Below are 25,240 nucleotides of genomic sequence, written 5' to 3' on the forward strand. Positions count from 1 at the left end.
CCTACTCCGCAGGGATGGAGTGGATGAGCTCCACAACGCGCGTCAGAACGGTGGGGTCTGTTTCGGGAGGAACTCCATGACCAAGGTTCAGCACATGGCCCGGGGCGTGGGAACCAGCAGCGATGACCTCCCGGACGTGGGCTTCAAGGACCTCCCACGGGGCGGACAGAAGAGCGGGGTCGATGTTGCCTTGAAGCGGCACAGTTCCACCCAGGCGTCGGTTGGCTTCGTCCAAGGGCAGCCGGTAGTCCACACCTACGACGTCTACGCCGACGTCGCGCATGGCAACCAGAAGCTCGGAAGTGCCGGTTCCAAAGTGGATCAACGGCGCCCCGAGTCCACGGACGTGGTTAAGCGCCCGGGTGGATGCCGGCGCCACGTACTTGGTGTAGTCAGCCAGGCCAAGGGATCCGGCCCAGGAATCGAAGAGCTGCGCCGCCGAAGCGCCTGCCTCAAGTTGGGCCTGAAGGAACATTCCGGAGGTATCGGCAGCCCAGTTGGCCAGCGCCGCCCACGTCTCGGGATCGGCGTGCATCATGGTCCGGGGCCCGAGGTGATCACGGGAGGGCTTCCCTTCAACCATGTAGGCGGCCAGGGTGAATGGCGCACCGGCGAAGCCGATCAGCGGGGTCTTTCCGAGTTCGGCAACCGTCAGGCGGACGGCTTCGCGGATCGGCTCGAGGGCTTCCCACGTCAGGGTGGGAAGGGCGGCCACATCAGCTGCCGTTCGCACCGGCTTGTCCAACACGGGTCCTACGCCGGGGACGATGTCCACGCCCACACCGGCGAGCTTCAAAGGAATAACGATGTCCGAGAAGAAAATGGCGGCGTCAACGTCGTGGCGGCGAACCGGCTGCAGGGTGATCTCGGCGGCCAGTTCAGGCCGCAGGCAAGAGTCCAGCATGGCAACGCCTTGGCGGACCTTCAGATACTCAGGCAGGGAACGACCCGCCTGGCGCATGAACCATACAGGCCTGCGGGACGGCGTGCCACCGCGGTAGGCAGTGATCAACGGCGAGTCCGAGGTACGGCCGTCGTTGAGCGGGTGGTTGGCGCCGAGGGTTCCCGCCGGGGCGTTGGAAGCCGTACTGTTGGATGCTGCCGCGCTAGAAGTCATGCCTTCGATTGTGCCGAAAATCCGGGGCAAAAGATAACGACAAGCTGTCACGTCGCGCCCGGCCCGGGCCGTTGTGTCGGGGATCACTGGCCTTCGTGGGGATCACCACGGTGCTGCATTGTTCTACCGGGCTACGAAAAAGCTATGATTGGGGTGCTGTGGTTCTTTTCTCATTGGTGGCTACACACGCCGACATCGACCTCGAAACTGTCGCTCAGTTGAGCAACGGTTCCTCTGAGCTTGCCTCGGCAGCCCTGACAGACTCCTCCCTGGTTTCCGGAGCCGTTGTCCTGGCCACGTGCAACCGCTACGAAATTTACGGAGAAACAGCCAACGGAGCTGACCTTGAGGCGGCTCGTTCGGCCCTTGTCTCCCAGATCAGCGAACTCAGCGGCCTCAACGAGCAACTCGTCTCACGCTCCTTCGCCACAAACACCGGTCCGGACGTCACACGGCACCTGTTTGCTGTGAGCGCCGGCCTGGATTCAGCCGTGGTAGGTGAGCGCGAGATCGCAGGCCAGGTTCGCCGGGCGCTGATCACAGCACAGCAGGAAGGCACCGCCAGCTCCGGCCTTGTGCGCTTGTTCCAGGCGGCCTCCAAAACGGCCAAGGATGTCGGCGCGCAGACAGCCCTCGGCTCGCGCGGGCTCTCGATCGTTTCCGTCGCATTGGACCTTGCCACCGACCTCGCCGAAAACGACGATTGGTCCCGCAAAAAGGTTGTGGTCTTCGGAACCGGTGCCTACGCCGGCGCAACCATGTCGCTTCTGCGGGAGCGCGGCTGCACAGACGTCTCCGTTTACTCTTCTTCCGGCCGCGCCGAAGGCTTTGTAGCCACCCGCGGCGGAACAGCGCTCGACGCCGACACTCTTCCCGCTGCTGTTGCCGCAGCTGACGTCATGATTGGCTGCAGCGGCTCTGACAACAGAGTGGAGGCCGCCGATCTTGCCCGCGTCCGGGCCCACTCGGGCAAACCCTTGATCGCTATCGACCTCGCCCTCACCCACGACTTCGACCCCGCAGTGGGCGAACTCGATGGCGTTGAGCTCCTGACGCTTGAATCCGTACGGCTGGCTGCGCCTCAGGAGCAGGCAGAGTCACTTTCCCAGGCCAGCGCAATAGTCAACGGCGCCGCCACCTCTTTCGAGTCCGAACGCGAAGCCCGCTCCGTGGACACTGCCATTGTGGCGCTGCGCCGCCACACCATGAACGTCCTTGACGCGGAAATGGAAAAAGTCCGGGCACGGCATGGTTGCACCGCCGCCGCCGAAGAGGTTGAGTTCGCCCTTCGCCGGATGGTCAAGCAGCTCCTGCACATTCCCACGGTCAGGGCACGCGAACTGGCAGCCAACGGCCAACAGGAAGAGTATGTTGCCGCTCTGGAAGCCCTCTACGGCATCGAAGTGGAGAAGCCCCAAGCCGCCCCGGCCGCGGAGTGCCCGGTGGATCACGGGCAACTCCGCTCCGAAAGCGCCTGAGGCCACCTCGCCACTTACGCGAAAGCGTTGATACCTGTCAGCTCGGCGGACAGGTCCCACAGTTTCCCTGCTTCTGCTTTGTCGATAGCGTGCGCGTCCACACCTTGGTAGCGGGCGAGGGGTGAATCTTTGTCGGTGGGATTGGCGATGTCGCAGTCCTCGCAGTAAACCCCGCCTTTGCCTGCCAAAGCCGGTGACGTCGCCGCCCAAACCGAGGTTGCTGCGCCCTGTTCCGGCGTCTTGAATCCTTCCCGGAGATTTCCCTCGCCGTCCATCCAGCCTGCGGCCACCATCTCTTCCTTGGGCAAATGCCGTTGCAGCTCAGTCATGATGCCCCCTGGATGCACCGCGAAAGACCGCACGCCGAATTCCCGTCCCCGCCGGTCAAGTTCCACGGCAAAAAGTGAATTGGCCGTCTTGGCCTGACCATAGGCCCGCCATTTGTCGTAGCCGGTAGCGAAATTGATGTCCTCGAACCGGATCGGGGACAGCTTGTGGCCGGTGGAGGATAAGGAAACTACGCGGGCGTTGCCGGATGCCGACAGGGCAGGCCAGAGGGCGTTGACCAGAGTGAAGTGCCCCAGGTGGTTGGTGGCGAACTGGGCTTCCCAGCCCGGTCCCACGTGTTGTTCCGGGCTTGCCATGATGGCCGCGTTGTTGATGAGGATCTCCAACGAACCGTGCCCGGCCATGTATCGCTGGGCGAATGCTTTAACGCTGTCCTGGTCTGCCAGGTCCATCTCTTCCACCGTGACCGTGTCACCGAGACCGGCGCCAGCCAGCACTTCCTTCGCGTGTTCGGTCCTGCGAGCCGGGACTGTGACTTCCGCGCCGGCTGAAACCAGCGCCCGAACTGTCTCCAGGCCGAGCCCGGAGTATCCGCCGGTAACGATAGCCGCCTTTCCGGCGAGGTCGATTCCATCGATGACCTCCCGGGCGGTGGAACCGTGCCCAAAACCGGAACCAAGAGGGTGTTGCAGGGTCTCTGCCAGATCTTCGCTCATGGTTGAGCTTTACAGACAAAGGCCTGAACGGGCAACGATCAGTAAATGGGCTTCTCCGGTTCCACATCGCGCACCCAGGCGAGAATACCGCCGTCGAGATGGCTGACGCGCGTGTAGCCGGCCTTTTGCGCCGCTTCAAGGACAGCAGCCGATCGAGTCCCGGCCTTGCAGTGGAACACGATGTCCCTGTCCTGCGGCAGCTGCACCCACGCTTCGCCGGAGAGTATGCGTCCCTGCGGAATCAGGATAGAGCCGTCGATGCTCACGATGCTGTGCTCGCCCGACTCGCGGACATCCACGAGTTCGAAGTCCCGCTCCCCCAACTCCCGTTCGGCAAGCATAGCGGCCAGGTCTTTGGCGGAAACAGTGTGCTCCTGGTCCGTGGCCGCCGGCGGCGTTACTCCACAGAAGGCCTCGTAGTCTGTCAATTCCGTAATGGGTTCGGCTTCCGGATCCTTGGAGACCTTGATCTCGCGCCAGTTTCCGCCCAAAGCATCAAAAAGTGCCACCCGGCCCAGCAATGAACGCCCGACGCCGGTAATCAGCTTCACGGCCTCGGTGACCATGAGCGATCCAACCGCTGCGCAGAGCATGCCGAACACGCCACCCTCGCCACAGGACGGCACCGAGCCGGCGGGAGGCGCTTCCGGGTAGAGATCCCTGTACGAGGGCCCGTGGTCCGCCCAGAAGACGCTCACCTGGCCGTCAAAGCGGAAGATGGATCCCCAGACATAGGGCTTGCCGAGGATGGCAGCGGCGTCGTTCACCAGATACCGCGTTGCAAAGTTGTCAGCGCCGTCCAGGATGAGGTCATACTGCGCAAACAGATCCAGCGCATTGGAAGCGTCAAGGCGGACATTGTGCAGGACAACGTTGACCAAGGGGTTGAGTTCTGCGATGGCGTTACGTGCGGATTCGACCTTGGGCGTACCCACGTCCTTCACACCATGGATGACCTGCCGCTGCAGGTTGCTAAGGTCCACCGCGTCATCGTCCAGTATGCCCAGAGTGCCCACTCCGGCGGCGGCCAGGTACAGCAGTGCGGGGGAACCAAGGCCACCGGCGCCTATGACCAGGACTTTGGCATTCTTGAGCCTGCGTTGGCCCAGGGCGCCAATTTCAGGAATGATGAGATGCCGGGAATACCGCTCCACCTCGGCCGGCGTAAGTTCGGCGGCCGGTTCAACGAGGGGCGGGAGGACAGCGGGCGCAGTAGCGTGGGCAGCAACAATTGAGGCCATACCCCAATCTATGCCTGCAGATGCCGCCCGGTCATATTACCCCCCGGTAGAGTAGTCATAACTGCGAAGGAAAGGCGGCAGACTGTGGCTGACGGCACACGGGCAAACGATGGGGCACCGGCCAGGCAGGAACGGGCAGGTACAACGCGTTCACCAAGGTTGCCGCGGGACGAGCGCCGCGCACAGTTGCTGAACGCGGCGCTGGAAGTATTCGTTGCCAACGGCTTCCACGGGGCGGCCATGGACGAAATCGCGGAGGCCGCCCATGTGAGCAAACCAGTGCTCTATCAGCACTTTCCCTCCAAGCGCGAGCTTTACATGGCGCTCCTGGACAGCCACCTTGCAACCCTGACGCAGCTGATGCTCAACGCCTTGAACTCCACCACGGATAACAAGGAACGCGTCAAGGCCGTCATGCGCGCCTACTACAGGTTCATTGCCGATGACGACCAAGCCCATCGCCTGGTGTTCGAATCCGACCTGATCAATGATGCCGATGTCAGTTCGCGTTTGGAGACTTTCAACAAGACGTTCGCGGACGCCGTGGCCCGTGTCATTGCCGAGGACACCAAGCTGCCCCCTCTGGAAGCGCAGCTTCTTGGCCGTGGTTTGGCCGGAATGGCTCAGGTCAGCGCCAGATATTGGCTCGAAACGGACGGAAACCTGGACCTCGATGTGGCCAGCGATCTGATCTATCGTTTAGCTTGGCGCGGAATCAGTCGATTCCCCAAAGAGTCCTAGGCTACAAATAGAGGACTGACTTAACACTTGATTGGCTTGGAGGCCTTGCTGTGGAAGTAAAGATCGGCATTCAGAACGTTGGCCGTGAGATCGTGCTCGAATCCTCCCTGGATGCCGACGCCGTCGCCAAGATTGTGGCTGAGGCCGTGACCAAAGGCTCCGAGCTTCGCCTCACTGATGACAAGGGCCGACAGGTCATTGTTCCCGGCAACGTGCTGGGCTACGTGGAAATCGGCGCCGAGGAAACCCGGCGCGTCGGCTTCGGCGCTCTCTAGGGTCTTCCTACGTCTCGTCGTCCGCTAAGGAGTTTTCATGCTTTCTCTCGTCGTGGTGGTTCTGGCCACCATTGCCACCGGTTTCATTGTGTGGGCTAACGACAAGCGGCACGGCAAGTACGGGATCGCGCTGCCGGCCGGTGTCTCAGCAGCTGTGGGCACGCTGAGTTGGATCGCGTTCATCAGCGCCGGATTGGGCTACCAGCCTGGCGCAACGTGGATTCCGTGGGTCCTGCCTATTGTGCTCGGCACTGCCGCGGCGGTTGCCGTGGTGCTCTTTCTCGGCCGGACCAGGACCCAGCACGATACTGCGGCCCTCACCAAGGCGCTGCGGCTTTAGAACCTTAGACAGTAGTGACCGTCACCCCATGGTGGCGGTCACTACTGTTTAAGCCCCGGCACGACTTAAGCCCCGCACGACGCCGCGTGTGCGCCGAGGTTGTCGTTCTGAAATGCGTCGCCGAGCCCGGCTGCCACATTCCGAGGTTCAGATCAGAGGAACTCTGCCCGGCCTTCCATCGCCGAGGACGCGAGCGCGTGCTCCCGCCGGGGAATCCGGCCTGCCTGCAGCGCCAGCCTACCGGCGATGACAGCGTGCTTGAAGGCCTCCCCCATCTGCACCGGGTTCTGGGCCCGGGTTACAGCGGTGGCCAGCAGGACGGCGTCACAGCCCAGCTCCATGGCCAACGCGGCATCGGAGGCGGTTCCGATTCCCGCGTCGAGGACCACGGGTACGGAGGCCCGGGACACGATGAGTTCAATGTTGTGTGGGTTCAGGATGCCGAGGCCGGTTCCAATGGGTGATCCCAAGGGCATGACGGCGGTGGCACCCAGGTTCTCGAGCCTGAGCGCGAGCACGGGATCGTCATTTGTGTAGGCGAAAACCTTGAAGCCCCGGTTCACCAGTTGTTCCGTTGCATCCACCAGTTCCACGGCGTCGGGCAGGAGCGTGTGTTCGTCGGCGATGACTTCCAACTTCACCCAATCTGTCTCCAGCGCTTCGCGGGCCAGTTCAGCGGTCATCACGGCGTCCTTGGCAGTAAAGCAGCCCGCAGTGTTGGGAAGTACCCGGATGTTGTGGTCCACCAGGAGCTGGAACAGCGATCCCGTTTCGGCGGGTGAGTAGCGCCGCATGGCTACGGTGGTGAGCTCGGTCCCCGAAGCCAGGAGCGCTGATCCCAGGCCATCAAGGCTCGGCGCGCCTCCGGTGCCCATGATGAGTCGGGAACCGAATTCCACGCCGTCGATCGCCAGCACATCAGTGGTTCGACCGTCAATGTTTGCTGTTGTCATGGTTCAGCCTCCTTGGACTGCTGTTACGAGTTCGAGTTCGTCTCCGTCGGCCAGCGCCGTCACGGCCCATTGGCTGCGGGGCACCACCTCGGAGTTACGTGCGACCGCGACTCCCAGCTTGCCGCCGTCGGCCGCTTGACCGCGAGGGTCCAAGGCGCGGCCCGTGATCGCTGTGACCAGAGTGCTGACGGATGCGTCATCGGAGACTGCGTGATCAGTTCCATTGAGTTTGATGTTCATGCTGTTTCCTTGGTGGGAGCGTGTGCTGCTGGTGTGAGTACTTGGGGAACTGAAGCGTTGCCCGCGAAGCGATCAGGCAGGAACGGAGCCCATCGAGGGTCCTTGGATCCGTTGATGAGTTCGCCCACGATCCTGGCGGCTACGGGAGTCAGGAGTACACCGTGGCGGAAGAATCCTGTAGCGATCACCAAGCCGTCAATGTCGCCGTGGGGACCGCTGACCCGTCCAAGCAGGGGGGCGTTGTCCGGAGTGCCGGGGCGGGCGCGGGCAGTTGCTTCAAGGAGTTCCAGTTCCGCCACTGCGGGGACCAGAGTTTGGGCATCCCTCAGCAGTTGATAGACGCCGCCGGCCGAGACTGCGTTGGAAGTCGCTGACAACCGGTCTTCGCGTTGCGTCGCTCCGATCACCACGGTTCCGTCGTCCCGGGGAACGATGTAAACCGGAACGCCTCGAACCATCCCCCGAACAGTGGACGTCACCAAGGGCCGGAGCTTTTCGGGGACGCGAAGCCGGAGGATGTCGCCATAGACCGGCCGCACTGGAAGGGTCAGTCCCTCAGGGAGCCCCGACACGTGGGATGCCCCCAGCCCGTTGGCCACCACAGTCTCCGCGGCAAGGACCACGACTCCGGATTCGAGTTCCACTCCGGTGACCCGCCCGCCATCCCGCAGCACACCGCGCGCCGGGGAAAGAACGGCGAATCCGTCATCGGCCCCGGGCACCCAGGAGGCGTCGTCAGGCGAATGGTTAGCCAATCCAGCCAGGATGCACGCGGCGAGCTTTCGCGGATCCACTTGGTGGTCGGCGGGAATGTCGAAAGCGCAGGAAATCTGCGGGCTAAGGAGCGGCTCGCGGTTCCTCGCGTCCCGCAGGGCAAGAGGTTCGACTCCCAAGCCAGCTGCGAGCTGTACGTTCCTGAGGTCTGCGAGCGCCCTGCGGTCGGCTGCGTCGGCACCCACGGCGAGGGTGGGCGTCGTGCGGTATCCGCTGCCCGCTCCCCCCAAGTGCAGTCTGTCCACGAAGGAGGGCCACAGCCGGGAAGACTCAATCATCAATTCCAGGAGGTCTTCCTCCTGGTAATGCAGTTCGCTGACGGGTGCAAGCATTCCGGCGGCGGCGAACGTTGCGCCCGAGGCCGGGGCGGGGTCGATCAGCACCACTGAACGGCCAAGTCGCCGGGCTTCATGAGCGATGCCCAGGCCTATGATGCCGCCGCCAATGACGGCCACGTCTGCCTGGATGGGGGTATGGCGGGGATCTGCCATTGGTTTCCTTCCCTACGCCGGTACTAGCCGGATCAGGTCAAGCGGTCGGCGCTGAAGCCCTCTCAGCCGGACAGTCATATGACGAATGTCGCGGCTCCCGCAGTACGTGCCCAGTTTAGAGGAACTACTCTGGTTTCCATGACCCAGCCTGACGCCCTCGCCTCTGCCCGCCTCTATTTGTGCACTGATGCCCGTCAACGGCAGGGCGATTTTGAAGACTTTGTGGACGCCGCTTTCGCCGGTGGTGTGGACATCATCCAGCTCCGCGACAAGACGCTGGAAGCTGCCGAGGAGCTTGAAATGCTGGCCGTTTTGCGGAGCGTCGCACAACGGCACGGACGGCTGTGGGCTGTCAACGACCGGGCCGATGTTGCCAGTATTTCCGGGGCTCCCGTGTTCCACATCGGTCAGAAGGACCTGCCTCTGACGGCCGCCCGCACACTCCTGCCGAATGTCACCGGCATCGGTCTTTCCACCCACACACCGGAACAAATCGACGCGGCAATTGCTACCGCCCAAGGCCCCTTGGGACTGGACTACTTCTGTGTGGGTCCGGTCTGGGCAACGCCCACCAAACCCGGGCGCGCGGCTGTGGGTCCGGGTTTGGTCACATATGCCGCAGAGGCACAGAAACGTGCAGGCGACGTGACGACACTTCCGTGGTTCGCCATTGGCGGCATCGACCACAGCAACGTTGAACAGGTAGTCGCCGCGGGGGCCAGCCGCATCGTCGTCGTGCGCGCAATCACGGAGGCAACAGACCCGACGGCGGCAGCGAAGTCGCTGCTGCAGGCGTTGGACACCGTTGAGCCCTAGCCGGTCCTGAGCTGGCCGGCGTCTACGCTGTCAGGCCAAGGCCCGTCATCCGGCGGGAATGCTTCCCGGCGAGTTCCGTCGTCAGCCGTTTCACCTCAGCACGCGAGTCCCCTCCGCTTCTCAGCGTTGGGCCCAGCCGCGGGTGCTCCATGCCGACGCGTTGCGCCTGCGTCAAGGCCTCTCCCACCAGGCGGCGGCCCCACAGTGCAAGGCGCGATGCCAGGCGTGGGTCATCACTCAGGGCCCTCCTCAGCAGAACCCGAAGGACTTCAGTGGCTTGATCGGGGGAAGCCACCCGTTCAACAAAATGCTGCGTTTGTGGGTCAAGGAACATCGCGACAGCCCTGTAGAAGTCCGACGACACAGTGTCGATCACATAGGCCTTCATGACGGATTCGAACCAGTCTCCCGGTTTGGTGCGCTCGTGGAAATGGTCGAAGGAACGCTGGAACGGCAGCATCGCATGTTCGGGGTCGACCCCCATCTCCACCAATCGATCGCTGAGGAGCGCGAAGTTGCCGTAGGCACCCACAGCGATCTTCGCCAGCACTGACCTGTCATGAAGGGTGGGAGCATAACGGGAGTCCAGCGAGAGCCGTCCGAAAGCAGACAGCTCGCCATAGGCCATGGCTCCAAGCAACTCCGCTGAGAGTTCCCTGGCAGAGGCTGCGGCGTCCGGGGATATGCCCATGAACCCAGCCTATCCCTGGCCGGGCATGAGATTCCCGGGGTTTGCGTTCTGCTTCCGGCCTCGTTCCTACTAGGCTGGCTCGACGTGAGTTGACTGCCATGTGCCCTGCATACCGCCCGTCCTCCTCCTCGCACCCACTTCACTGAAGGAATTTCCATGAGTCACCCGAGTTACCCGCCCGCGCCCCAAAACGATGCCGGATCAGGAGTTCCGCAGGTCCCGGCCGCGCCTTATGCTTACGGCGGCCAGTTCCAAGGTGGAGCACAGCCTGGCTACCAACCCGGACCGGCTTCAGGCCCTTATGGAACTACGGGCGGGGCGGTTCCGGCCAAGTCCTTCATGACCACCTGGATTTTGGCGCTGCTTCTGGGTGGCTTGGGTGTGGACCGCTTCTATCTGGGCAAGATTGGTACCGGAATCGCGAAGCTGCTCACTGCCGGCGGCTTCGGCATCTGGTCCATTGTGGACCTCATCATCACCTTGACAGGAAACGCCCGGGACAAAGAGGGCAGGCCGCTGGCAGGCTACCTGGAGAACAAGAAGAAGGCGTGGATCATCACCATCGTCGTCTGGTTCGCTGGTGTGATCGTGGGAATTGTGTCCACTGTGCTGTCTTTCAACCTCTTCGCCGCTGCAGTCCAGCAGGGACGAACCACACCTGCTGCACCGCTCCCTTCCGCCAGTCAAGGGCCCCTGGTGCCCTCGCCTGGCACTGCCAACGAGGCGAACTCCTTCACCGTGGATGTTGATGACAGCACCAAGGTAAAGGTGGGCGTGGTCGATTCTCTTTACACCAACGAAATCCCCTCGATGTCGTACATGAAACCCGCCAACGGGGGGTTCCTCGTGGTGGAGGTGTCCTGGGAGACACTGACGGGGACAAGCTTCGCTTCCTCAACGAACTTCCAGGCCTTCGACGCTGACGGAAAAGAAGGTGAGTTGCTGTTCCTCACTGAGGACCTGGGCAGCCTGCCGATGGGGAGCGTCGCCACGGGGGAGGTCAAACAGGGAGTGATCGCGTTCGACATCAAGAACGGCCCCACCAAGATCGTGGTCACTGATGTCTATGGCGATGAGGCCGCAACCTTCACGCTGACACCTCCGGCCGGTCAATAACCCACCCGGACAGGCTTACGCGCTCAAAGAAGGAACCCGCCGTCCCTCATGGACGGCGGGTTCCTTCGCTAGCGCGTCCAAGACTATCGGCCCATTTCGGGCTAACCTGAATTTCGTGTCACATCATCGGATAGCACCCAACGTCGACGACTCATCGGACCAGCTCGCCGCGGCCCTTGCCGCTCTCAGGACAGAGCTGGAACTCCCCGGTGAATACCCTGAAGACGCTGTGGAAGAAGCACAGCAGGCCGTAGACGCCCTCGAGCTTCCGGAACAGGACCTGCGGGACATAGCGTTTGTGACTATCGATCCGGCGACATCCACCGACCTGGACCAGGCCCTGTTCATCGACCGCACCGGTAACGGTTACACGGTCCTCTACGCAATCGCCGATGTTCCGTCTTTCGTGGCTCCGGGTGGGGCGTTGGACGCAGAAACGCGTCAACGCGGACAAACCTTCTACGCTCCTGACGGGCGGATCCCGTTGCATCCGGAAGTTATCAGCGAGAACGCCGGCAGCCTGCTTGCCAACCAGGATTGCAGTGCTTTCGTGTGGCGTTTTGACTTGGATGCCAAAGCCGAAGTTCAGACGGTCACCGTTGCCCGGGCTGCCGTGCGCAGCAGGGCCAAACTGAGCTACAAGGGCGCTCAACAGCAACTCGACGACGGTACGGCCCCACCCGTTCTGCAGCTCCTCAAAGAAGTAGGGCTCAAACGCGTTGAGCTGGAGCGGCAACGTGGGGGCGCAAGCCTGAACATGCCGGAACAGGAAATAGTTCAAGCCACCGACGGCGGCGGGTACAGGATCGTCGCTGCGCCGTCGCTGCCGGTTGAGGACTGGAACGCGCAGATATCCCTCATGACCGGTATGGCCGCAGCTCAGATGATGCTTGATGGCAAAGTGGGGATACTGCGCACCATGCCGGCACCTGACGATCGATCCCTGCTCCATTTCAAGCGCCAGACTTCTGCACTCGGAAAGCCCTGGGACGGCCAAGTATCCTATGGCGAATATTTGCGGACCTTGGACGCATCCGATCCCAAACAGTTGGCCATCCTGCACTCTGCCGGCATGTTGTTCAGGGGCGCCGGTTACACACCCTTTGACGGTGAGGTGCCCGCGGAGGTCATCCAAGCAGCCATCGGGGCTCCGTATGCGCACACCACCGCACCCCTGCGGCGGCTCATCGATCGCTTTGTCTTGGTGATCTGCGAAGCACTCAGCAACAACCACGACATCCCGCAATGGGCCCGGGAAGCACTCCCCTCGCTGCCGGAGATCATGGCCTCCTCAGACCAATTGGCCGGACGCCTTGAGCGCGCCGCACTGGACACCGTGGAAGCAGCCTTGGTGGCCAATCACATCGGCCAGGAATTCGACGCCGTCGTCATTTCCGGATCCAAACCCTCCAACGGATCCAGCTCAAAGAACGGCAACGGCAGCAGCAACGGCAACGGGCCCTTCGGCGTCATACAGATAGCAGACCCCGCGGTTACCGCCCGGTGTGACGGAGAAATGGAGTCCGGAACCACAGTCCGGGTGCGGTTGCTCAAGGCCGACATTGCCAGCCGGGAAATCAGGTTCGAGCTGCTGCCCTGACCGGCGTTCATGCGGCGATCCGGGCTTTCCGGCCCTCAGAGGATAGACTGGGCGTGTAGTAATGGATGCCCGGTCGTTGATTCAGTTAATTTTTGAACTCAACAAGCCCGCCCCTACGCGATCTTGAGATGTACCAACTGGTCACCAGTGCCAGTACTTAGATAGCCCGCGATCGGCTTCCACTGGATTTGCTTGCGCGCCCGTTCGTGCTCCGGTACGGCTCTACCGCCCCGTTGAGCATGCAGCGCCAATGCCTAAATGAATAAGGAAACTCCCTGTGAGTGAATTGCATACCCACGAAGTCCTGACGGACTCCACCGGAACCGAATCCATCGAACCCGAGGAAACGATCATCTCGGATGAGACGCCCCACGAGATCGAAGAGAAGTCGTTCGCTGATTTCAACGTCCGCGCCGACATCGTTGAGTCTTTGGCCGACGCCGGAATCACACACCCGTTCCCGATCCAGGCCATGACCCTGCCGGTCGCCTTGAGCGGCCACGACATCATCGGCCAAGCCAAAACCGGTACCGGAAAAACGCTGGGCTTCGGCATCCCCGCCCTCCAGCGCGTCGCCGGGAGGGATGATGCAGGATACGCCAAGCTCGCTGTCCCGGGCGCACCGCAGGCCTTGGTCATCGTCCCCACGCGTGAGCTTGCCGTGCAGGTAGCCAACGACCTCCAGGCCGCGTCACGCAAGCGCAACGCCCGCATCGCCACCATCTACGGCGGCCGTGCCTACGAACCCCAGATTGATGCCCTGCAGAAGGGCGTGGAAATCGTTGTCGGCACCCCCGGCCGGTTGATCGACCTTTACAAGCAAAAGCACCTCAGCCTCAAGAACGTCAAAATGGTCATCCTTGACGAGGCCGACGAAATGCTGGACCTTGGCTTCCTCCCGGACGTGGAAACCCTGATTGCCGGCACCCCCGCAGTCCGCCAGACCCTCCTCTTCTCGGCAACCATGCCCGGCCCCGTGATCGCGATGGCTCGCCGTTACATGACGCAGCCCACCCATATCCGGGCAGCCGACCCCAATGATGAAGGCCTGACCAAGCGCGACATCCGCCAGCTCATCTACCGCGCGCACAGCATGGACAAGACCGAGGTTGTGGCCCGCATCCTGCAGGCCCGCGGACGTGGCCGAACCATCATCTTCACCAAGACCAAGCGCACCGCCGCAAAGGTTGCCGAGGAACTCGTGGACCGCGGCTTCGCGGCTGCAGCCATTCACGGCGACCTCGGCCAAGGCGCCCGTGAACAGGCCCTCCGCGCGTTCCGCAACAACAAGGTTGACGTCCTGGTGGCCACCGACGTCGCAGCCCGCGGCATCGACGTCGATGACGTTACCCACGTCATCAACTACCAGTGCGTGGAGGACGAAAAGATCTACCTGCACCGCGTTGGACGTACGGGCCGCGCCGGCAACAAGGGCACCGCCGTCACGTTTGTTGACTGGGACGACATGCCTCGCTGGGGCCTGATCAACAAAGCCTTGGGACTCAGTGTCCCCGAGCCCGTTGAAACCTACTCCTCATCGCCGCACCTGTACACGGATCTGGACATTCCCGAGGGCACCAAGGGTCGTCTGCCGCGCAACAAGCGCGTCCTCGCCGGCGTTGACGCCGAAGTCCTCGAGGACCTCGGCGAAACCGGCAAGAAGAATGCACGCTCCGGCGGCTCAGGCCGCGATGGCGGACGTGACGGCAAGCGCGACGGCGGTCGTGATGGCGGTCGTGGACGCTCCGGTAGGTCCGGCGACGCCGAGTCCAGCGGATCCAAGGGCGAGGGTGGCCGCAACCGTACGCGCCGCCGTCGTACCTCTGATGGTGAGACAGCCCCCGCTGCCGGTGCATCGGAAACCCGCACTGCCACCGCAGACAACGCAGAAAAGCCGGCCCGCACGCGCCGGACCCGCACGCGCCGCCGCAACGGCGAAGTGGTTTCCGGTGAGACCGCAGCTGCCCAGTCCGGTAGCACCGAGGCCTAAAAACCTCAATGACTGAATCTGTTTGGGCGCCGGACGGCGGCAACTTGGTGGTGCACGCGGACAACGCGGAATTCCTCCCTACGCTGCCGGACGGCGCCTTCACACTCATCTACGTGGACCCGCCCTTCAACACGGGCCGGGTCCAACGCCGCCAGGAAACCCGCATGGTCCGCAACGCGGACGGCGACGGCGACCGCGTCGGCTTCAAAGGCCGCTCTTACGACACCATCAAGGGCGCCCTGCACAGCTACGACGACGCCTTCAGCGACTACTGGTCCTTCCTGGAGCCCAAGCTCGTGGAGGCCTGGCGGCTGCTGTCCGACGACGGCACACTGTACCTGCACCTGGATTACCGCGAGGTTCATTACGCCAAGGTCATGCTCGATGCCATCTTCGGCCGGGAATGCTTCCTCAACGAGATCATCTGGGCCTACGATTACGGCGCCCGGGCCAAGAACCGCTGGCCCACCAAGCACGACAACATTCTGGTGTACGTCAAGAACCCCACCAAGTATCACTTCGACAACGCCGAAGTGGACCGGGAACCGTACATGGCACCTGGCCTGGTCACCCCCGCCAAACGTGAGCTCGGCAAGCTGCCCACGGATGTCTGGTGGCACACCATCGTCTCGCCTACCGGCCGCGAGAAGACCGGTTACCCCACCCAAAAGCCCGAGGGCCTGGTACGCAGGATTGTCTCCGCATCAAGCCGTGAGGGCGATTGGTGCCTCGATTTCTTCGCTGGTTCAGGGACCCTCGGAGCTGTGGCAGCCAAGTTGGGCCGCAACTTTGTGTGCGTCGACCAGAACGAGCAAGCCATCGACGTCATGCGGAAAAGGCTGGGCAACAAGGCAGACTTCCGCCGGAGCGGTTCCTTGCCGGACACCAGCCAGGATCAGGCAGCACCTTTCACGAAAGCCTGAACGGCGTCCGCGATCATCTGCACGGCAATGGCTGAGAGCAGCAGGCCGGCGATCCGCGTCACCAGCTCCACACCGTTTTCACCGAGGACCCGCTGAACGACGCCCGCGAAGCGCATCGCCAGGTACAACGAGCCAAGCACCACAGCGATGCCCAGACCCACCGCCAGATACTCCGCGAGCTGGCTGGACTGCTGCACGAACACCATGACGGCAACAATCGCGCCCGGCCCGGCCATGAGCGGTGTGCCCAGCGGCACGAACGCCACGTTCTTGTACTTGGCGGCGTTTTCCTCGCCGCTGGTGGAGCCTGTGAGCAGCTGCAGCGCGATCAGCACCAGGAGCAGGCCACCGGCACCCTGCAACGCCGCCAGCGAGATGTGCATGTAGTTGAGAATCGACTGGCCGAAGATCGCGAACACCACGATCACACCTGTGGCCACCAAGAGGGCTTGGAACGCGGAACGATTCCGGTCCTTGGCGGACATTTGGGCCGTCAAGGACATGAATATCGGGACTGTACCCGGCGGATCCATGATCACGAACAACGTGATGATCACGGAGGCCAGCAGCTGCAGGTCCATCAGCGGACTCCTCTCACGGAATGCCCGTGCATCACCGGATGACCGTGCTGCCCGTTGCCAGCTCCTCGATCCTGGACAAGACCTCGGGCGGGGTGGTGTTCTCGCCCAAGAGATTGGGTTTGCCTGCCCCGTGATAGTCGGAAGATCCTGTCATGAGCAAGCCGTGTTCGACCGCCAGGCCACGGAGGAAAGCGCGGCCCTCCTCCGGGTTGTCCCGGTGTTCAACCTCAAGTCCCAACAGTCCGGCATCAATCATGTCCCGGTAAGTACGCTCCCCCACGATCCGTCCTCTCGATGAAGCCACCGGATGGGCGAAGACGGGCACGCCGCCAGCCGCGCGGACAAGCTCGACGGCGAAAGCCGGGTTGGGCGCATAGTGCTGCACGAAATACCGCGAGTGGGAGGTGAGGATGGAAGTGAACGCTTCCGTTCGATCCGCCACCACGCCGGCGGCCACCAAAGCATCGGCAATGTGGGGGCGGCCCACCGTGGCACCGGGTGCAACATGGTGGATCACGTCGTCCCAGGTCAATGGATAATCCTCGGACAGCAAAGTGACCATATGCTCGGCACGGGTGAGCCGGGCATCCTTGGACTTGGTAATTTCCTCCAGCAGGCCGGCATGGGCGGGGTCGTGGAGGTAACTGAGCAAGTGGACGCTGATTCCCTGCTCCGTACGGCAGGAGATCTCCATCCCGGGTACGAATGCAATGCCATGCTCCCGTGCGGCGGCAGCGGCAGGCTCCCAGCCATCTGTGGAATCGTGGTCTGTCAGGGCCACGGCATCCAGACCGGCCGAGACGGCGGAAATGATCACCCCGGCCGGTGTCTCGGTTCCATCGGAAACATTCGAGTGCGCATGCAGGTCTATCCTCACTTTCCCAGCCTATGGGATGCGGGCCCGCTTGGCGGGTTGCGCCGTTGGCCTCCTCACCTAACTGGTGGGACGATGTAACGGTGAACGATGCCGAAAACACCCAAAACTCGTCCTCCCAGCCACTGCAGGAGCGTGTCAACAACCGCTCGCAAAGGCCCACGTCAGATGCCTTCAAGGCATTCATGGCCAGCAATTGGGCGCCCGCCCCGCAGGTGACCCCTGCGCGTGACGCCGTTGCAGACCACGCCGCACGCCGGCGTCGTACTATTTCCGAACAGTTCAAAGGCGAACGTCTAGTCATCCCGGCCGGTCCGCTGAAGGTCCGATCCAACGACTGCGACTACCGCTTCCGCCCCCACTCCGGGTTCGCCCACCTCACGGGGCTGGGGCTGGACCACGAGCCCGACGCCGTACTGATCCTCGAGCCCGTAGCCGAAGGAAAGGGCGACGACGGCGGTCACCACACTGCCACGCTCTACTTCCGCCCGTTGGCCGGCCGGGATACCGAACAGTTCTACGCTGACTCGCGCGCCGGCGAGTTCTGGATCGGTGCACGGCCCACACTCGCCGAATTCGAAGCCCGTCTCGGCCTTCCCACGGCCCACATCTCCGAGCTCGAAATGGCGATCACCAAGAATGTTGGCGCCCCGGAAATCGGCGGCATTTCCATTCGGCTGGTCCGCAAAACAGACGAGAACATTGACGCCCTAGTGGACACCGCCCGCTACAACACGGCCAAGGACCCCGAGAACCTTGACCTCGGCGAACTGGACGCCTTGGATGAGAAGCTCAGCGAAGCACTGTCCGAACTGCGCCTGATCAAGGACGACTGGGAAATCGAGCAGATGAAGATTGCCGTGGCTGCAACGGTGGAAGGCTTCGCTGACGTAGTCCGCGCACTCCCCCGCGCGTTGACCCATCAGCGCGGCGAGCGGGTAGTCGAAGGCGCCTTCTTTGCCCGAGCCCGCGAGGAAGGCAATGAACTCGGCTACGACACCATTGCAGCGTCAGGCAACAACGCCACGGTGCTGCACTGGAACCGCAACTCCGGTACCGTCAACGCCGGCGAACTCCTGCTCCTCGATGCCGGAGTGGAAGCGGACTCCCTCTACACAGCTGACATCACCCGCACGCTTCCGGCCACCGGCACCTTCACCGACGTCCAGCGGAAGGTGTATGAAGCTGTACTCGACGCCGCAGATGCCGGCTTCGCGGCCGCACAACCGGGCGTGAAGTTCCGGGACATCCACACGGCGGCAACTACGGTCCTGGCCGAACGCCTGGCTGAATGGGGCCTGCTGCCCGTCTCCGTCGAGGAAGCAATCTCCCCCGAGGGCCAACAGCATCGTCGCTGGATGCCTCACGGCACCAGCCACCACCTGGGACTCGACGTCCACGACTGTGCGCAGGCAAAACGTGAGCTCTACCTTGATGGCATCCTCACCGAGGGCATGGTCTTCACGATCGAACCTGGCCTGTACTTCAAGAACGAAGACCTCGCCATCCCCGAGGAGTACCGCGGGATCGGCGTCCGCATCGAGGACGACATCCTCATGACCTCCGACGGTCCCGTCAACCTCAGCGCCGCGCTGCCGCGCAAGGCCGACGACGTCGAGTCCTGGATGGCAGGCATCTACCAGGAAGCCCAGGGCTAACCAGGCCTCTGGAATAACCCAGGGACTCAACAGTACAGAAGGGAAGGCCACCGGGGATCCGGTGGCCTTCCCTTCTGTACTGAGGAAAATCTGTACTGAGGAAAATTGTTGTCCTGCGGAGGCGTCTACTGCTTGGAAGAATCCTCGGAGCTGGACTGCTGTGAATCTTCCTGCGGCGCGTTTTGTTCATGATTCCGTGCAGGAGCCTGTCCGTCGCTTACCCGAACACCGTATTGCGGACGTCCGTCCGGGAGGTCGGGGTACCGGACAGCTGCCGGCGCGGGGGATGGTGCCGGCTGGTTCGCCGGGGCTGCGTCCTGTCCCTCCGGGGCACTTGAGCCACTGGGCTCGGGGGCGCGCTGGCCATAGGGATCATTCCACGTGGTGGGCCGCTCAGGCGCCGTACCGGGCTGCTGGAAGGGGGCGCTTGGCTGGTTGTAGCCGCTGGCCTGCGGCGTAGCAGCCTGGGACGGGTTCATCGGCAGCTGATGGAGCAGTCGGCGGGCCTCCTGGGCTGCCTCCACGGCAACGATCACATCGTAATTGGTGGCCACCACCTGGCTGGTGGAGGTGAAGTCACGCTTTCCGCGTTGCGTGGCATAAGTGACGATGCCGAACAGCATGAAGAAAGCCGCACCCATCAGAACTGAGGTGATGATAGAGAACGGACCCCCGGCGGGAGTGAAGAAGGACAGCATGACGCCGACGAACAGGCCGAACCACATGCCGCTGAGGGCACCGGACAGTGCCACCCTCGGGTAACTCAGGCGGCCGGTCACCCGCTCCACCATTTTGAGGTCATTGCCCACGATCGACACCAGCTGAACAGGGAACTGCTGATCCGCCAAGTAGTCCACCGCCTTCTGGGCGTCCAAATACGAGGTGTACGAGCCTACGGTGTCCCCTTGGGGGACGCTGCGGGACTCCTCAACGGCTTTGGGACCACCAAAAATGTTTGACATAGCCCCATTGTGTCTCATGGACATGTGTAGCGGCTGGAATTCAGCTAAAAGAGAGCAGACTCGGTAGCCTGTAAATATGAGCACACATCCCTCACGCGTCTTTGTCGCGCGCTTGCTCGGCTTGGACGTCTTCGACCCCCTGGGCGATCGTCTTGGCCGGTTGCGCGACGTCGTGGTGCTCTCCCGCGGCACCCGTGGCGCTCCCCATGTGGTGGGCATCGTGGTTGAAGTTCCGGGCAAGAAGCGGGTCTTCGTTCCCATGACGCGGATTACGTCCATCGACCAGACGCAAATTATCTGCACCGGACTGGTGAACTTGCGGCGCTTCGAGCAGCGCGGTGCCGAAACTCTGGTGGTGGCTGAGATGTTCGACCGCCGCGTGACGCTGGCCGATGGCAGTGGAGACGCAACGATCGAGGACATCGCCATGGACCAGCACAGGTCCAAGGACTGGTTTGTCAGCAAGCTGTTCGTCCGTCGTGGCCATTCTCTCTCGCCCTTCGGCAGGCTCCGCCGCAACGAGACACTGATCATCGATTGGGCCGATGCCCAGACCGGCGGCCACAACGAGCCACAGGCCGCAACGCAGTTCGTTGCCACCCACGAAGACCTCAAACCTGCCGACTTCGCTGAAGCACTGCAGGAAATGAGCGACAAACGGCGTTTTGAAGTGGCCAGTGAGCTTCAGGATGAACGCCTGGCAGATGTCCTCCAGGAACTCCCGGAAGATGACCAGGTGGAGATCCTCTCCGCCCTGGATGTCGAACGCGCCGCTGACGTCCTCGAAGAGATGGATCCTGACGACGCTGCCGACCTCCTGGCCGAGCTTCCCTCCGCCCAGGCGGAAGAGCTGCTTCAGCTCATGGAACCCCAGGAGGCCGAGGACGTCCGCCGCCTCCTCGAATACGACGAAGACACCGCCGGTGGTCTCATGACGCCTGTCCCGGTCATCCTTCCGCCGGAAGCCACTGTCGCTGAAGCCCTTGCCCACGTCCGACGCGAGGAACTCTCGCCTGCGCTGGCCTCCTCCATCTTCATCGCTCGTCCCCCTTTGGAGACCCCCACTGGTCGTTTCCTGGGCGTGGTGCATATACAGCAGCTCCTGCGTTTCCCTCCGCCGGAACCGCTGGGCAACCTGGTCGATAAAAACCTGGAGCCGCTCTCGGACCAAGCCCACATCTCCGAAGTGGCCCGGACCCTGGCGACGTACAACCTGAATTCACTTCCAGTCGTGGACGACGACGGCCGCCTTGTGGGGGCGGTGACTGTTGATGACGTGCTGGATCACCTGTTGCCGGATGACTGGCGCGCCCACGAGGACGACGCCCCTATAAGGAAACTTGGAGGCCGCATTGGCTGATAACAACGCCACCCGATCCACCAAGTCCACGGGACGCTCAAGCAGCAGCCTCGACACGCCCCTGAGCGGACGTCAACGCATCCTGCCCAAGTTCTCGCCGAACCCGGACGCTTTTGGAAACGCTACGGAGGGTTTCGCCCGGTTCATGGGCACGCCTACGTTCCTGGTTTACATGACGGTTTTCTGTGTGTTCTGGCTTGCGTGGAACTCCTTCGCTCCCACGGACTGGCAGTTCGACCGCATGGAGCTGGGCTTCACCCTGCTGACGCTGATGCTTTCGCTGCAGGCCTCCTACGCCGCGCCGCTCCTGCTGCTGGCCCAAAACCGGCAGGACGACCGCGACCGCGTCTCGCTCCAGCAGGACCGCCAGCGGGCCGAACGCAATCTCTCCGACACCGAGTACCTGACACGGGAATTGGCCTCGCTCCGCATTGCCTTGCGTGAAGTGGCCACCCGTGACTATGTCCGGACCGAACTCCGAAGCCTGCTTGAAGACATCATTGATGCCCAAGAGGAACTTCGCGAGGGCGATGCCGCCGCTGACGGCACTGAATCACCCGGCGAGAGGGTCAAGGAGAAGCTGAAGGACAAGCGGGACAAATCGCGCGGGCCCCGCACCCAGCAGATTCCCCGAGTCCGCGCCCCTCGGGCCGCAGGTCCGCAGCATTCAACCACCAAACCATCGCCTGAAAACCCTGAAAGCCGAGCCTGACCATATGAGCATCGCATCGGTCGAGGCACTGAATGCTGCCTTGGCAACCGTCATTGATCCCGAGCTACGGCGCCCCATTACCGAACTTGGCATGGTGGAATCGGTATCGGCCAATGATGACGGCACCGTGCATGTGGCTGTTCTGCTGACCATCGCCGGGTGCCCCCTGCGGGAAACAATTACCAAGGACGCTACAGACGCCCTCCTCCACGTGGAAGGCGTCACCGGTGTAGACGTGGAGCTGAAGGTCATGACGCCGGCACAGCGTGAAGCCCTCAAGGAACAGCTCCGCGGACCCGCCGGACAACGCGGCATACCCTTCACTAAACCCGGTTCCCTGACCAAGGTGTACGCCGTGGCCAGCGGAAAAGGCGGTGTAGGCAAATCCTCTGTCACTGTTAATCTGGCCTGCGCACTGGCCGCCCAAGGCCTCCGTGTGGGCATCGTGGACGCCGACGTGCACGGCTTTTCCGTGCCCGGGCTGATGGGGATCACCCAAAAACCCACGCAGGTGGACGACATGATCCTTCCGCCCGTGGCCTACGGCGTCAAGGTCATTTCCATTGGCATGTTCGTTGACGGCAACCAGCCAGTGGCATGGCGCGGCCCCATGCTGCACAGGGCCCTTGAACAATTCCTGACCGATGTCTACTTCGGCGACCTCGATGCCCTCTTCCTGGATCTGCCTCCCGGCACGGGGGACATCGCCATCTCCGTGGCGCAGCTTTTACCCAACGCAGAGATTCTGGTAGTGACCACCCCGCAGGCAGCTGCCGCTGATGTGGCCGAACGAGCCGGCACCATCGCCACCCAGACCGGACAGAAGGTGGCCGGCATTATCGAGAACATGTCCTACCTGGAAATGCCCGACGGCGAACGCATGGAATTGTTCGGAAGCGGCGGGGGCGCCATCCTGGCTGAGCGGTTGAGCTCTGCCGTGGGCGCCAGCGTTCCGCTCCTCGGCCAGATTCCGCTGGACATCCGATTGCGGGAGGGTGGCGACGCCGGGAAGCCTGTGGTTCTGGCAGCACCAGAGACGGCTGCCGCGAAAGCGCTGGAGGGTATTGCTGCCTCTTTGGCCACGCGGCCCCGCGGGCTGTCCGGCATGCCGTTGGGGATCCAGCCCCGCTAAGTCACGAGGCCTGGGCCGACGGACCTCGGCAGAGCTTGCTTCTAGTTCGGCTCAGGTCGCTTCGGAATCGAAGGGGGCGGCTTCGCCCTCGGCCAGCCGCTCAATGACCCGCACCGGGGTCTTGGGTTTAACGTCTACGGCAGCGGCAGCAGCGGGCGCTCCGGCACTGACAGGTTTCTCGTCATCAAGAAGAGCATCCTTGATGATGCGCCGGGGATCATACTGGCGGGGATCGTATTTCTTCCAATCGACCTCATCGATGTCGATGCCGACTTCTTCTTTGATCTGCTCGCGGGCGCCGGATGCCATCCGACGCACTTCCTTAACCAGGTTGGCCAGCTTTTGAGTGTATTCGGGCAAACGGCTGGGACCGATGACGAGTACGCCGATAATCAGAAGAAGTATGAACTCCGGGCCATTGATTCCAAGCACGTAACGAAGATTACCTTGTCTCTGGTGCCGCTCCTAAACCGGCAGGACGGAGTAGGGTTTGCACGCCTCGCAGCACCCTTTTGTACCACGGCTCCTGATCTTCCGGTGCAGGAGCCATGGACATGGACTCCCCCGCGCGGACGATTTCAGGGACAGCATCGTCCGCAGTGTCCGCCGGAAGGTCGGAGGCGTAACTGATAACGGCTGCAGGCATGGTGTAGACAGCCTTCCATGGGGTTCCCTGCGTGAGTGAGAGTTGCGCGGATGTAGATTGCCCCGGTTCTCGGTTCGCAGGCAAGTGTTCCTCCACGATGGTGGCAAAGTGACCGTTGTTTTCCAGCCGGATCTCTACAGCAGGGTTGCCATTGTGCTTGGTTGCTTGGGCGGATACAACGTGGAAGCCCATTGCTGACAGCTCAGGGCACGCCCAACCTTCTGCCCGAAGTGAATCCAACTGGTCAGGGCTCAAACTGACGGTGCTCCCGGCTCGGAACGCAGGTCCCACCATGGCATCGGCGGGGCTGCCCGTCCAGGCACCGGCAAACCCGCTGGCGCTGCTTGTTCCCGCGAGGACTTGCGGCTCGGCATCGCCGGCGATCACGTAGGCAGACACAGCCAGTGCACCCGCACTGACCATCAGGGTGCCCGCAGCAATGCCTGCCATACGAAGGCCCGGGAAACGACGGTACGAATTTCGCAGCGGTGGGAAGTGCGGCGTCGAGCCAGCCGGTCCAGGATCGTTCGCCAGGCGTTCCGTGTGCTGGATCAGTCGCGCGGCAAGGTCCTGGCTGGCTTCAGGTACGGCCGCGCCACGAAGGCGCTCAATGTACTGCCGTTCGCGGCGGAGGGCCAAGCGGCATTCAGCGCAGTGCTGCAGGTGTTCCGTGCTGCGAGTATGGCGCAGCGAAGCCAAGGTGCGCCGGGGCGGGGCTCCCGGACGAAGGGGACGTCGAGGCATCGACAACCTAAAGAATGCTGGCGATGCGGGGCATCTTCAACCGCGGCTTGCGCGCCTCTGCCGGGCGGGGATCGCGGTGGGCCAGTTTCTCCCGGAGCATGGTCCGCCCGCGGTGGATTCGGGACCTGACAGTTCCCAGTTTCACACCGAGCGCCTCGGCGACTTCATCATAGGAAAGACCTTCAAGATCACACAGCACCACGGCGGCGCGGAAGTCCGGCGGGAGTTCTTCCAAAGCGCGCTGGACGTCGAGGTCAAGGTTATTGTGCTCGAAGCTCTGCTCAGGTCCGGGTTCACGGCCCGGCAAACGGGATTCGGCATCTTCGGCGAGCGCATCGAAGCGGATCCTGCTCCTGCGCCGTGCCCCGTCCAGGAACAGGTTGGTGGTGATGCGGTGCAACCAGCCATCCAAGGTTCCGGGTTTGAAGTTTTCCAGGGAACGGAACACCCTGACAAAAACTTCCTGGGTGAGGTCTTCGGCGTCGTACTTGTTGCCGGTCAGGCGATAGGCGAGGCGATATACCTTGGCGGAGTGGTTTGACACCACTTCCTCCCAGCTGGGCATGACCCAGTCAGTAACGGCCTCCAGGCTTTCCGCTGTTTGGACTGGCGCAGCATGCGATGCCGGCATCGTCCACTCCCCTCAAACTGTGGTTCACCGAACTTTCGGTGCCGCCCACCTCATGGATGACCGGAGCATTATCATCCCAAGTTTGTCTGGGAATTTCCTGACTGGACGGCGATTTCTCCGCAAGGCTGAAAACGGCCATGGACACAGCCC

General features: G+C 62.7%; 26 protein-coding genes and 1 riboswitch. Of the genes, 13 read left to right on the top strand and 13 right to left on the bottom strand.

Annotated features, from left to right (window positions below):
• Position 1: 1 nt before the first annotated feature.
• Positions 2-1,117 carry a uroporphyrinogen decarboxylase gene (gene hemE, locus ACZ5J0_RS12950; protein ID WP_464093254.1) on the bottom strand — a complete coding sequence of 372 codons (1,116 nt, stop codon included), beginning with the start codon at positions 1,115-1,117 and terminating at the stop codon, positions 2-4.
• A 158-nt stretch (positions 1,118-1,275) separates the two neighbouring features.
• Here hemE and ACZ5J0_RS12955 point away from each other — a divergent pair, with 158 nt between their 5' ends.
• Complete coding sequence (locus ACZ5J0_RS12955) at positions 1,276-2,595, top strand: glutamyl-tRNA reductase (protein WP_223940569.1); 1,320 nt, start codon at positions 1,276-1,278, stop codon at positions 2,593-2,595.
• A 14-nt stretch (positions 2,596-2,609) separates the two neighbouring features.
• On the opposite strand, the gene ACZ5J0_RS12960 is transcribed toward ACZ5J0_RS12955, so the two are convergent.
• On the bottom strand, positions 2,610-3,599 hold the full coding sequence (locus tag ACZ5J0_RS12960) for an SDR family NAD(P)-dependent oxidoreductase (protein ID WP_464093255.1): 990 nt from the start codon (positions 3,597-3,599) through the stop codon (positions 2,610-2,612).
• Between the two features lie 38 nt (positions 3,600-3,637).
• Positions 3,638-4,840, bottom strand: a complete 1,203-nt coding sequence (moeB, locus tag ACZ5J0_RS12965) for a molybdopterin-synthase adenylyltransferase MoeB (RefSeq protein WP_464093256.1) — start codon at positions 4,838-4,840, stop codon at positions 3,638-3,640.
• A 6-nt stretch (positions 4,841-4,846) separates the two neighbouring features.
• On the opposite strand from moeB, the gene ACZ5J0_RS12970 reads away from it, so the two are divergent.
• The 3 genes from ACZ5J0_RS12970 to ACZ5J0_RS12980 are packed head-to-tail and all read left to right on the top strand — an operon-like array spanning position 4,847 to position 6,196.
• Entirely contained in the window at positions 4,847-5,581 is a 735-nt protein-coding gene (locus tag ACZ5J0_RS12970) for a TetR/AcrR family transcriptional regulator (protein ID WP_166840884.1), read from the top strand.
• A 50-nt stretch (positions 5,582-5,631) separates the two neighbouring features.
• Positions 5,632-5,856 (top strand): DUF3107 domain-containing protein, encoded by a 225-nt coding sequence (locus tag ACZ5J0_RS12975; protein ID WP_142938500.1) that lies wholly within the window; start codon positions 5,632-5,634, stop codon positions 5,854-5,856.
• A 37-nt stretch (positions 5,857-5,893) separates the two neighbouring features.
• Positions 5,894-6,196, top strand: a complete 303-nt coding sequence (locus ACZ5J0_RS12980; protein ID WP_011775413.1) for a hypothetical protein — start codon at positions 5,894-5,896, stop codon at positions 6,194-6,196.
• A 152-nt stretch (positions 6,197-6,348) separates the two neighbouring features.
• Here the strand turns inward: ACZ5J0_RS12980 and ACZ5J0_RS12985 are convergent, their stop codons facing one another.
• The 3 genes from ACZ5J0_RS12985 to thiO form a co-directional block, all read right to left on the bottom strand.
• Positions 6,349-7,149 carry a thiazole synthase gene (locus ACZ5J0_RS12985; RefSeq protein WP_166840067.1) on the bottom strand — a complete coding sequence of 267 codons (801 nt, stop codon included), beginning with the start codon at positions 7,147-7,149 and terminating at the stop codon, positions 6,349-6,351.
• Between the two features lie 3 nt (positions 7,150-7,152).
• Complete coding sequence (gene thiS / locus ACZ5J0_RS12990; protein ID WP_011775416.1) at positions 7,153-7,389, bottom strand: sulfur carrier protein ThiS; 237 nt, start codon at positions 7,387-7,389, stop codon at positions 7,153-7,155.
• Positions 7,386-8,654 carry a glycine oxidase ThiO gene (gene thiO, locus ACZ5J0_RS12995; RefSeq protein WP_142938498.1) on the bottom strand — a complete coding sequence of 423 codons (1,269 nt, stop codon included), beginning with the start codon at positions 8,652-8,654 and terminating at the stop codon, positions 7,386-7,388. Before thiO ends, thiS begins: the two co-directional genes overlap by 4 nt.
• Positions 8,647-8,765: riboswitch (TPP riboswitch) on the bottom strand. (Overlaps the previous gene by 8 nt.)
• A 27-nt stretch (positions 8,766-8,792) precedes the next feature.
• On the opposite strand from thiO, the gene thiE reads away from it, so the two are divergent.
• Positions 8,793-9,470, top strand: a complete 678-nt coding sequence (gene thiE, locus ACZ5J0_RS13000; RefSeq protein WP_223940573.1) for a thiamine phosphate synthase — start codon at positions 8,793-8,795, stop codon at positions 9,468-9,470.
• 22 nt (positions 9,471-9,492) lie between these two features.
• Here thiE and ACZ5J0_RS13005 read toward each other — a convergent pair whose 3' ends face one another.
• Positions 9,493-10,161, bottom strand: a complete 669-nt coding sequence (locus ACZ5J0_RS13005) for a ferritin-like fold-containing protein (RefSeq protein ID WP_166840064.1) — start codon at positions 10,159-10,161, stop codon at positions 9,493-9,495.
• A 156-nt stretch (positions 10,162-10,317) separates the two neighbouring features.
• On the opposite strand from ACZ5J0_RS13005, the gene ACZ5J0_RS13010 reads away from it, so the two are divergent.
• The 4 genes from ACZ5J0_RS13010 (at position 10,318) to ACZ5J0_RS13025 (ending at position 15,790) form a co-directional block, all read left to right on the top strand.
• Positions 10,318-11,277 carry a TM2 domain-containing protein gene (locus tag ACZ5J0_RS13010; RefSeq protein WP_464093257.1) on the top strand — a complete coding sequence of 320 codons (960 nt, stop codon included), beginning with the start codon at positions 10,318-10,320 and terminating at the stop codon, positions 11,275-11,277.
• 115 nt (positions 11,278-11,392) lie between these two features.
• Positions 11,393-12,877: an RNB domain-containing ribonuclease gene (locus ACZ5J0_RS13015; protein WP_464093258.1), complete on the top strand. Its 1,485-nt coding sequence runs from the start codon at positions 11,393-11,395 to the stop codon at positions 12,875-12,877.
• 277 nt (positions 12,878-13,154) lie between these two features.
• On the top strand, positions 13,155-14,867 hold the full coding sequence (locus ACZ5J0_RS13020) for a DEAD/DEAH box helicase (RefSeq protein WP_142938493.1): 1,713 nt from the start codon (positions 13,155-13,157) through the stop codon (positions 14,865-14,867).
• Positions 14,868-14,875: 8 nt separating this feature from the next.
• On the top strand, positions 14,876-15,790 hold the full coding sequence (locus ACZ5J0_RS13025) for a DNA-methyltransferase (RefSeq protein WP_464093259.1): 915 nt from the start codon (positions 14,876-14,878) through the stop codon (positions 15,788-15,790).
• Here the strand turns inward: ACZ5J0_RS13025 and ACZ5J0_RS13030 are convergent.
• Positions 15,763-16,371 carry a MarC family protein gene (locus tag ACZ5J0_RS13030; RefSeq protein ID WP_142938491.1) on the bottom strand — a complete coding sequence of 203 codons (609 nt, stop codon included), beginning with the start codon at positions 16,369-16,371 and terminating at the stop codon, positions 15,763-15,765. The two genes, ACZ5J0_RS13025 and ACZ5J0_RS13030, sit on opposite strands and share 28 nt — an antisense overlap.
• 31 nt (positions 16,372-16,402) lie before the next feature.
• Positions 16,403-17,248, bottom strand: a complete 846-nt coding sequence (locus ACZ5J0_RS13035; RefSeq protein WP_142938490.1) for a PHP domain-containing protein — start codon at positions 17,246-17,248, stop codon at positions 16,403-16,405.
• An 80-nt stretch (positions 17,249-17,328) separates the two neighbouring features.
• Here ACZ5J0_RS13035 and ACZ5J0_RS13040 point away from each other — a divergent pair, with 80 nt between their 5' ends.
• On the top strand, positions 17,329-18,903 hold the full coding sequence (locus ACZ5J0_RS13040; RefSeq protein WP_142938489.1) for an aminopeptidase P family protein: 1,575 nt from the start codon (positions 17,329-17,331) through the stop codon (positions 18,901-18,903).
• A gap of 125 nt (positions 18,904-19,028) precedes the next feature.
• On the opposite strand, the gene ACZ5J0_RS13045 is transcribed toward ACZ5J0_RS13040, so the two are convergent.
• Positions 19,029-19,865: a YflT domain-containing protein gene (locus ACZ5J0_RS13045; protein ID WP_464093260.1), complete on the bottom strand. Its 837-nt coding sequence runs from the start codon at positions 19,863-19,865 to the stop codon at positions 19,029-19,031.
• 76 nt (positions 19,866-19,941) lie between these two features.
• Here ACZ5J0_RS13045 and ACZ5J0_RS13050 point away from each other — a divergent pair, with 76 nt between their 5' ends.
• From ACZ5J0_RS13050 to ACZ5J0_RS13060, 3 genes are read left to right on the top strand one after another with little or no spacing between them, the layout of a single operon-like run.
• Positions 19,942-21,225, top strand: a complete 1,284-nt coding sequence (locus ACZ5J0_RS13050) for a magnesium transporter MgtE N-terminal domain-containing protein (protein ID WP_142938488.1) — start codon at positions 19,942-19,944, stop codon at positions 21,223-21,225.
• Positions 21,206-21,937: a DUF1003 domain-containing protein gene (locus ACZ5J0_RS13055; protein ID WP_142938487.1), complete on the top strand. Its 732-nt coding sequence runs from the start codon at positions 21,206-21,208 to the stop codon at positions 21,935-21,937. The genes ACZ5J0_RS13050 and ACZ5J0_RS13055 overlap by 20 nt, the downstream gene beginning before the upstream one ends.
• 4 nt (positions 21,938-21,941) lie before the next feature.
• Positions 21,942-23,069, top strand: coding sequence for an Mrp/NBP35 family ATP-binding protein (locus ACZ5J0_RS13060; protein ID WP_223940578.1), 1,128 nt, complete (start codon positions 21,942-21,944; stop codon positions 23,067-23,069).
• A gap of 51 nt (positions 23,070-23,120) precedes the next feature.
• Here the strand turns inward: ACZ5J0_RS13060 and ACZ5J0_RS13065 are convergent, their stop codons facing one another.
• The 3 genes from ACZ5J0_RS13065 to sigE are packed head-to-tail and all read right to left on the bottom strand — an operon-like array spanning position 23,121 to position 25,090.
• A complete protein-coding gene (locus ACZ5J0_RS13065) occupies positions 23,121-23,501 on the bottom strand; it encodes a Sec-independent protein translocase family protein (protein ID WP_223940579.1) in 381 nt (126 codons plus the stop codon).
• A 10-nt stretch (positions 23,502-23,511) separates the two neighbouring features.
• Entirely contained in the window at positions 23,512-24,459 is a 948-nt protein-coding gene (locus ACZ5J0_RS13070) for a hypothetical protein (RefSeq protein WP_464093261.1), read from the bottom strand.
• 7 nt (positions 24,460-24,466) lie between these two features.
• A complete protein-coding gene (sigE, locus tag ACZ5J0_RS13075; protein ID WP_142938484.1) occupies positions 24,467-25,090 on the bottom strand; it encodes an RNA polymerase sigma factor SigE in 624 nt (207 codons plus the stop codon).
• Positions 25,091-25,240: the final 150 nt, after the last annotated feature.

The sequence above is a fragment of the Arthrobacter sp. DualSoilB13 genome, from assembly GCF_055389195.1.

Excerpts from the sequence above, each read along its gene's own strand:
- hemE (WP_464093254.1), bottom strand. The coding sequence starts at position 1,117 with ATGACTTCTAGCGCGGCAGCATCCAACAGTACGGCTTCCAACGCCCCG.
- ACZ5J0_RS12960 (WP_464093255.1), bottom strand. The coding sequence starts at position 3,599 with ATGAGCGAAGATCTGGCAGAGACCCTGCAACACCCTCTTGGTTCCGGT.
- moeB (WP_464093256.1), bottom strand. The coding sequence starts at position 4,840 with ATGGCCTCAATTGTTGCTGCCCACGCTACTGCGCCCGCTGTCCTCCCG.
- ACZ5J0_RS12980 (WP_011775413.1), top strand. The coding sequence starts at position 5,894 with ATGCTTTCTCTCGTCGTGGTGGTTCTGGCCACCATTGCCACCGGTTTC.
- ACZ5J0_RS12985 (WP_166840067.1), bottom strand. The coding sequence starts at position 7,149 with ATGACAACAGCAAACATTGACGGTCGAACCACTGATGTGCTGGCGATC.
- thiS (WP_011775416.1), bottom strand. The coding sequence starts at position 7,389 with ATGAACATCAAACTCAATGGAACTGATCACGCAGTCTCCGATGACGCA.
- thiO (WP_142938498.1), bottom strand. The coding sequence starts at position 8,654 with ATGGCAGATCCCCGCCATACCCCCATCCAGGCAGACGTGGCCGTCATT.
- thiE (WP_223940573.1), top strand. The coding sequence starts at position 8,793 with ATGACCCAGCCTGACGCCCTCGCCTCTGCCCGCCTCTATTTGTGCACT.
- ACZ5J0_RS13005 (WP_166840064.1), bottom strand. The coding sequence starts at position 10,161 with ATGGGCATATCCCCGGACGCCGCAGCCTCTGCCAGGGAACTCTCAGCG.
- ACZ5J0_RS13010 (WP_464093257.1), top strand. The coding sequence starts at position 10,318 with ATGAGTCACCCGAGTTACCCGCCCGCGCCCCAAAACGATGCCGGATCA.
- ACZ5J0_RS13025 (WP_464093259.1), top strand. The coding sequence starts at position 14,876 with ATGACTGAATCTGTTTGGGCGCCGGACGGCGGCAACTTGGTGGTGCAC.
- ACZ5J0_RS13030 (WP_142938491.1), bottom strand. The coding sequence starts at position 16,371 with ATGGACCTGCAGCTGCTGGCCTCCGTGATCATCACGTTGTTCGTGATC.
- ACZ5J0_RS13045 (WP_464093260.1), bottom strand. The coding sequence starts at position 19,865 with ATGTCAAACATTTTTGGTGGTCCCAAAGCCGTTGAGGAGTCCCGCAGC.
- ACZ5J0_RS13050 (WP_142938488.1), top strand. The coding sequence starts at position 19,942 with ATGAGCACACATCCCTCACGCGTCTTTGTCGCGCGCTTGCTCGGCTTG.
- ACZ5J0_RS13060 (WP_223940578.1), top strand. The coding sequence starts at position 21,942 with ATGAGCATCGCATCGGTCGAGGCACTGAATGCTGCCTTGGCAACCGTC.
- ACZ5J0_RS13070 (WP_464093261.1), bottom strand. The coding sequence starts at position 24,459 with ATGCCTCGACGTCCCCTTCGTCCGGGAGCCCCGCCCCGGCGCACCTTG.
- sigE (WP_142938484.1), bottom strand. The coding sequence starts at position 25,090 with ATGCCGGCATCGCATGCTGCGCCAGTCCAAACAGCGGAAAGCCTGGAG.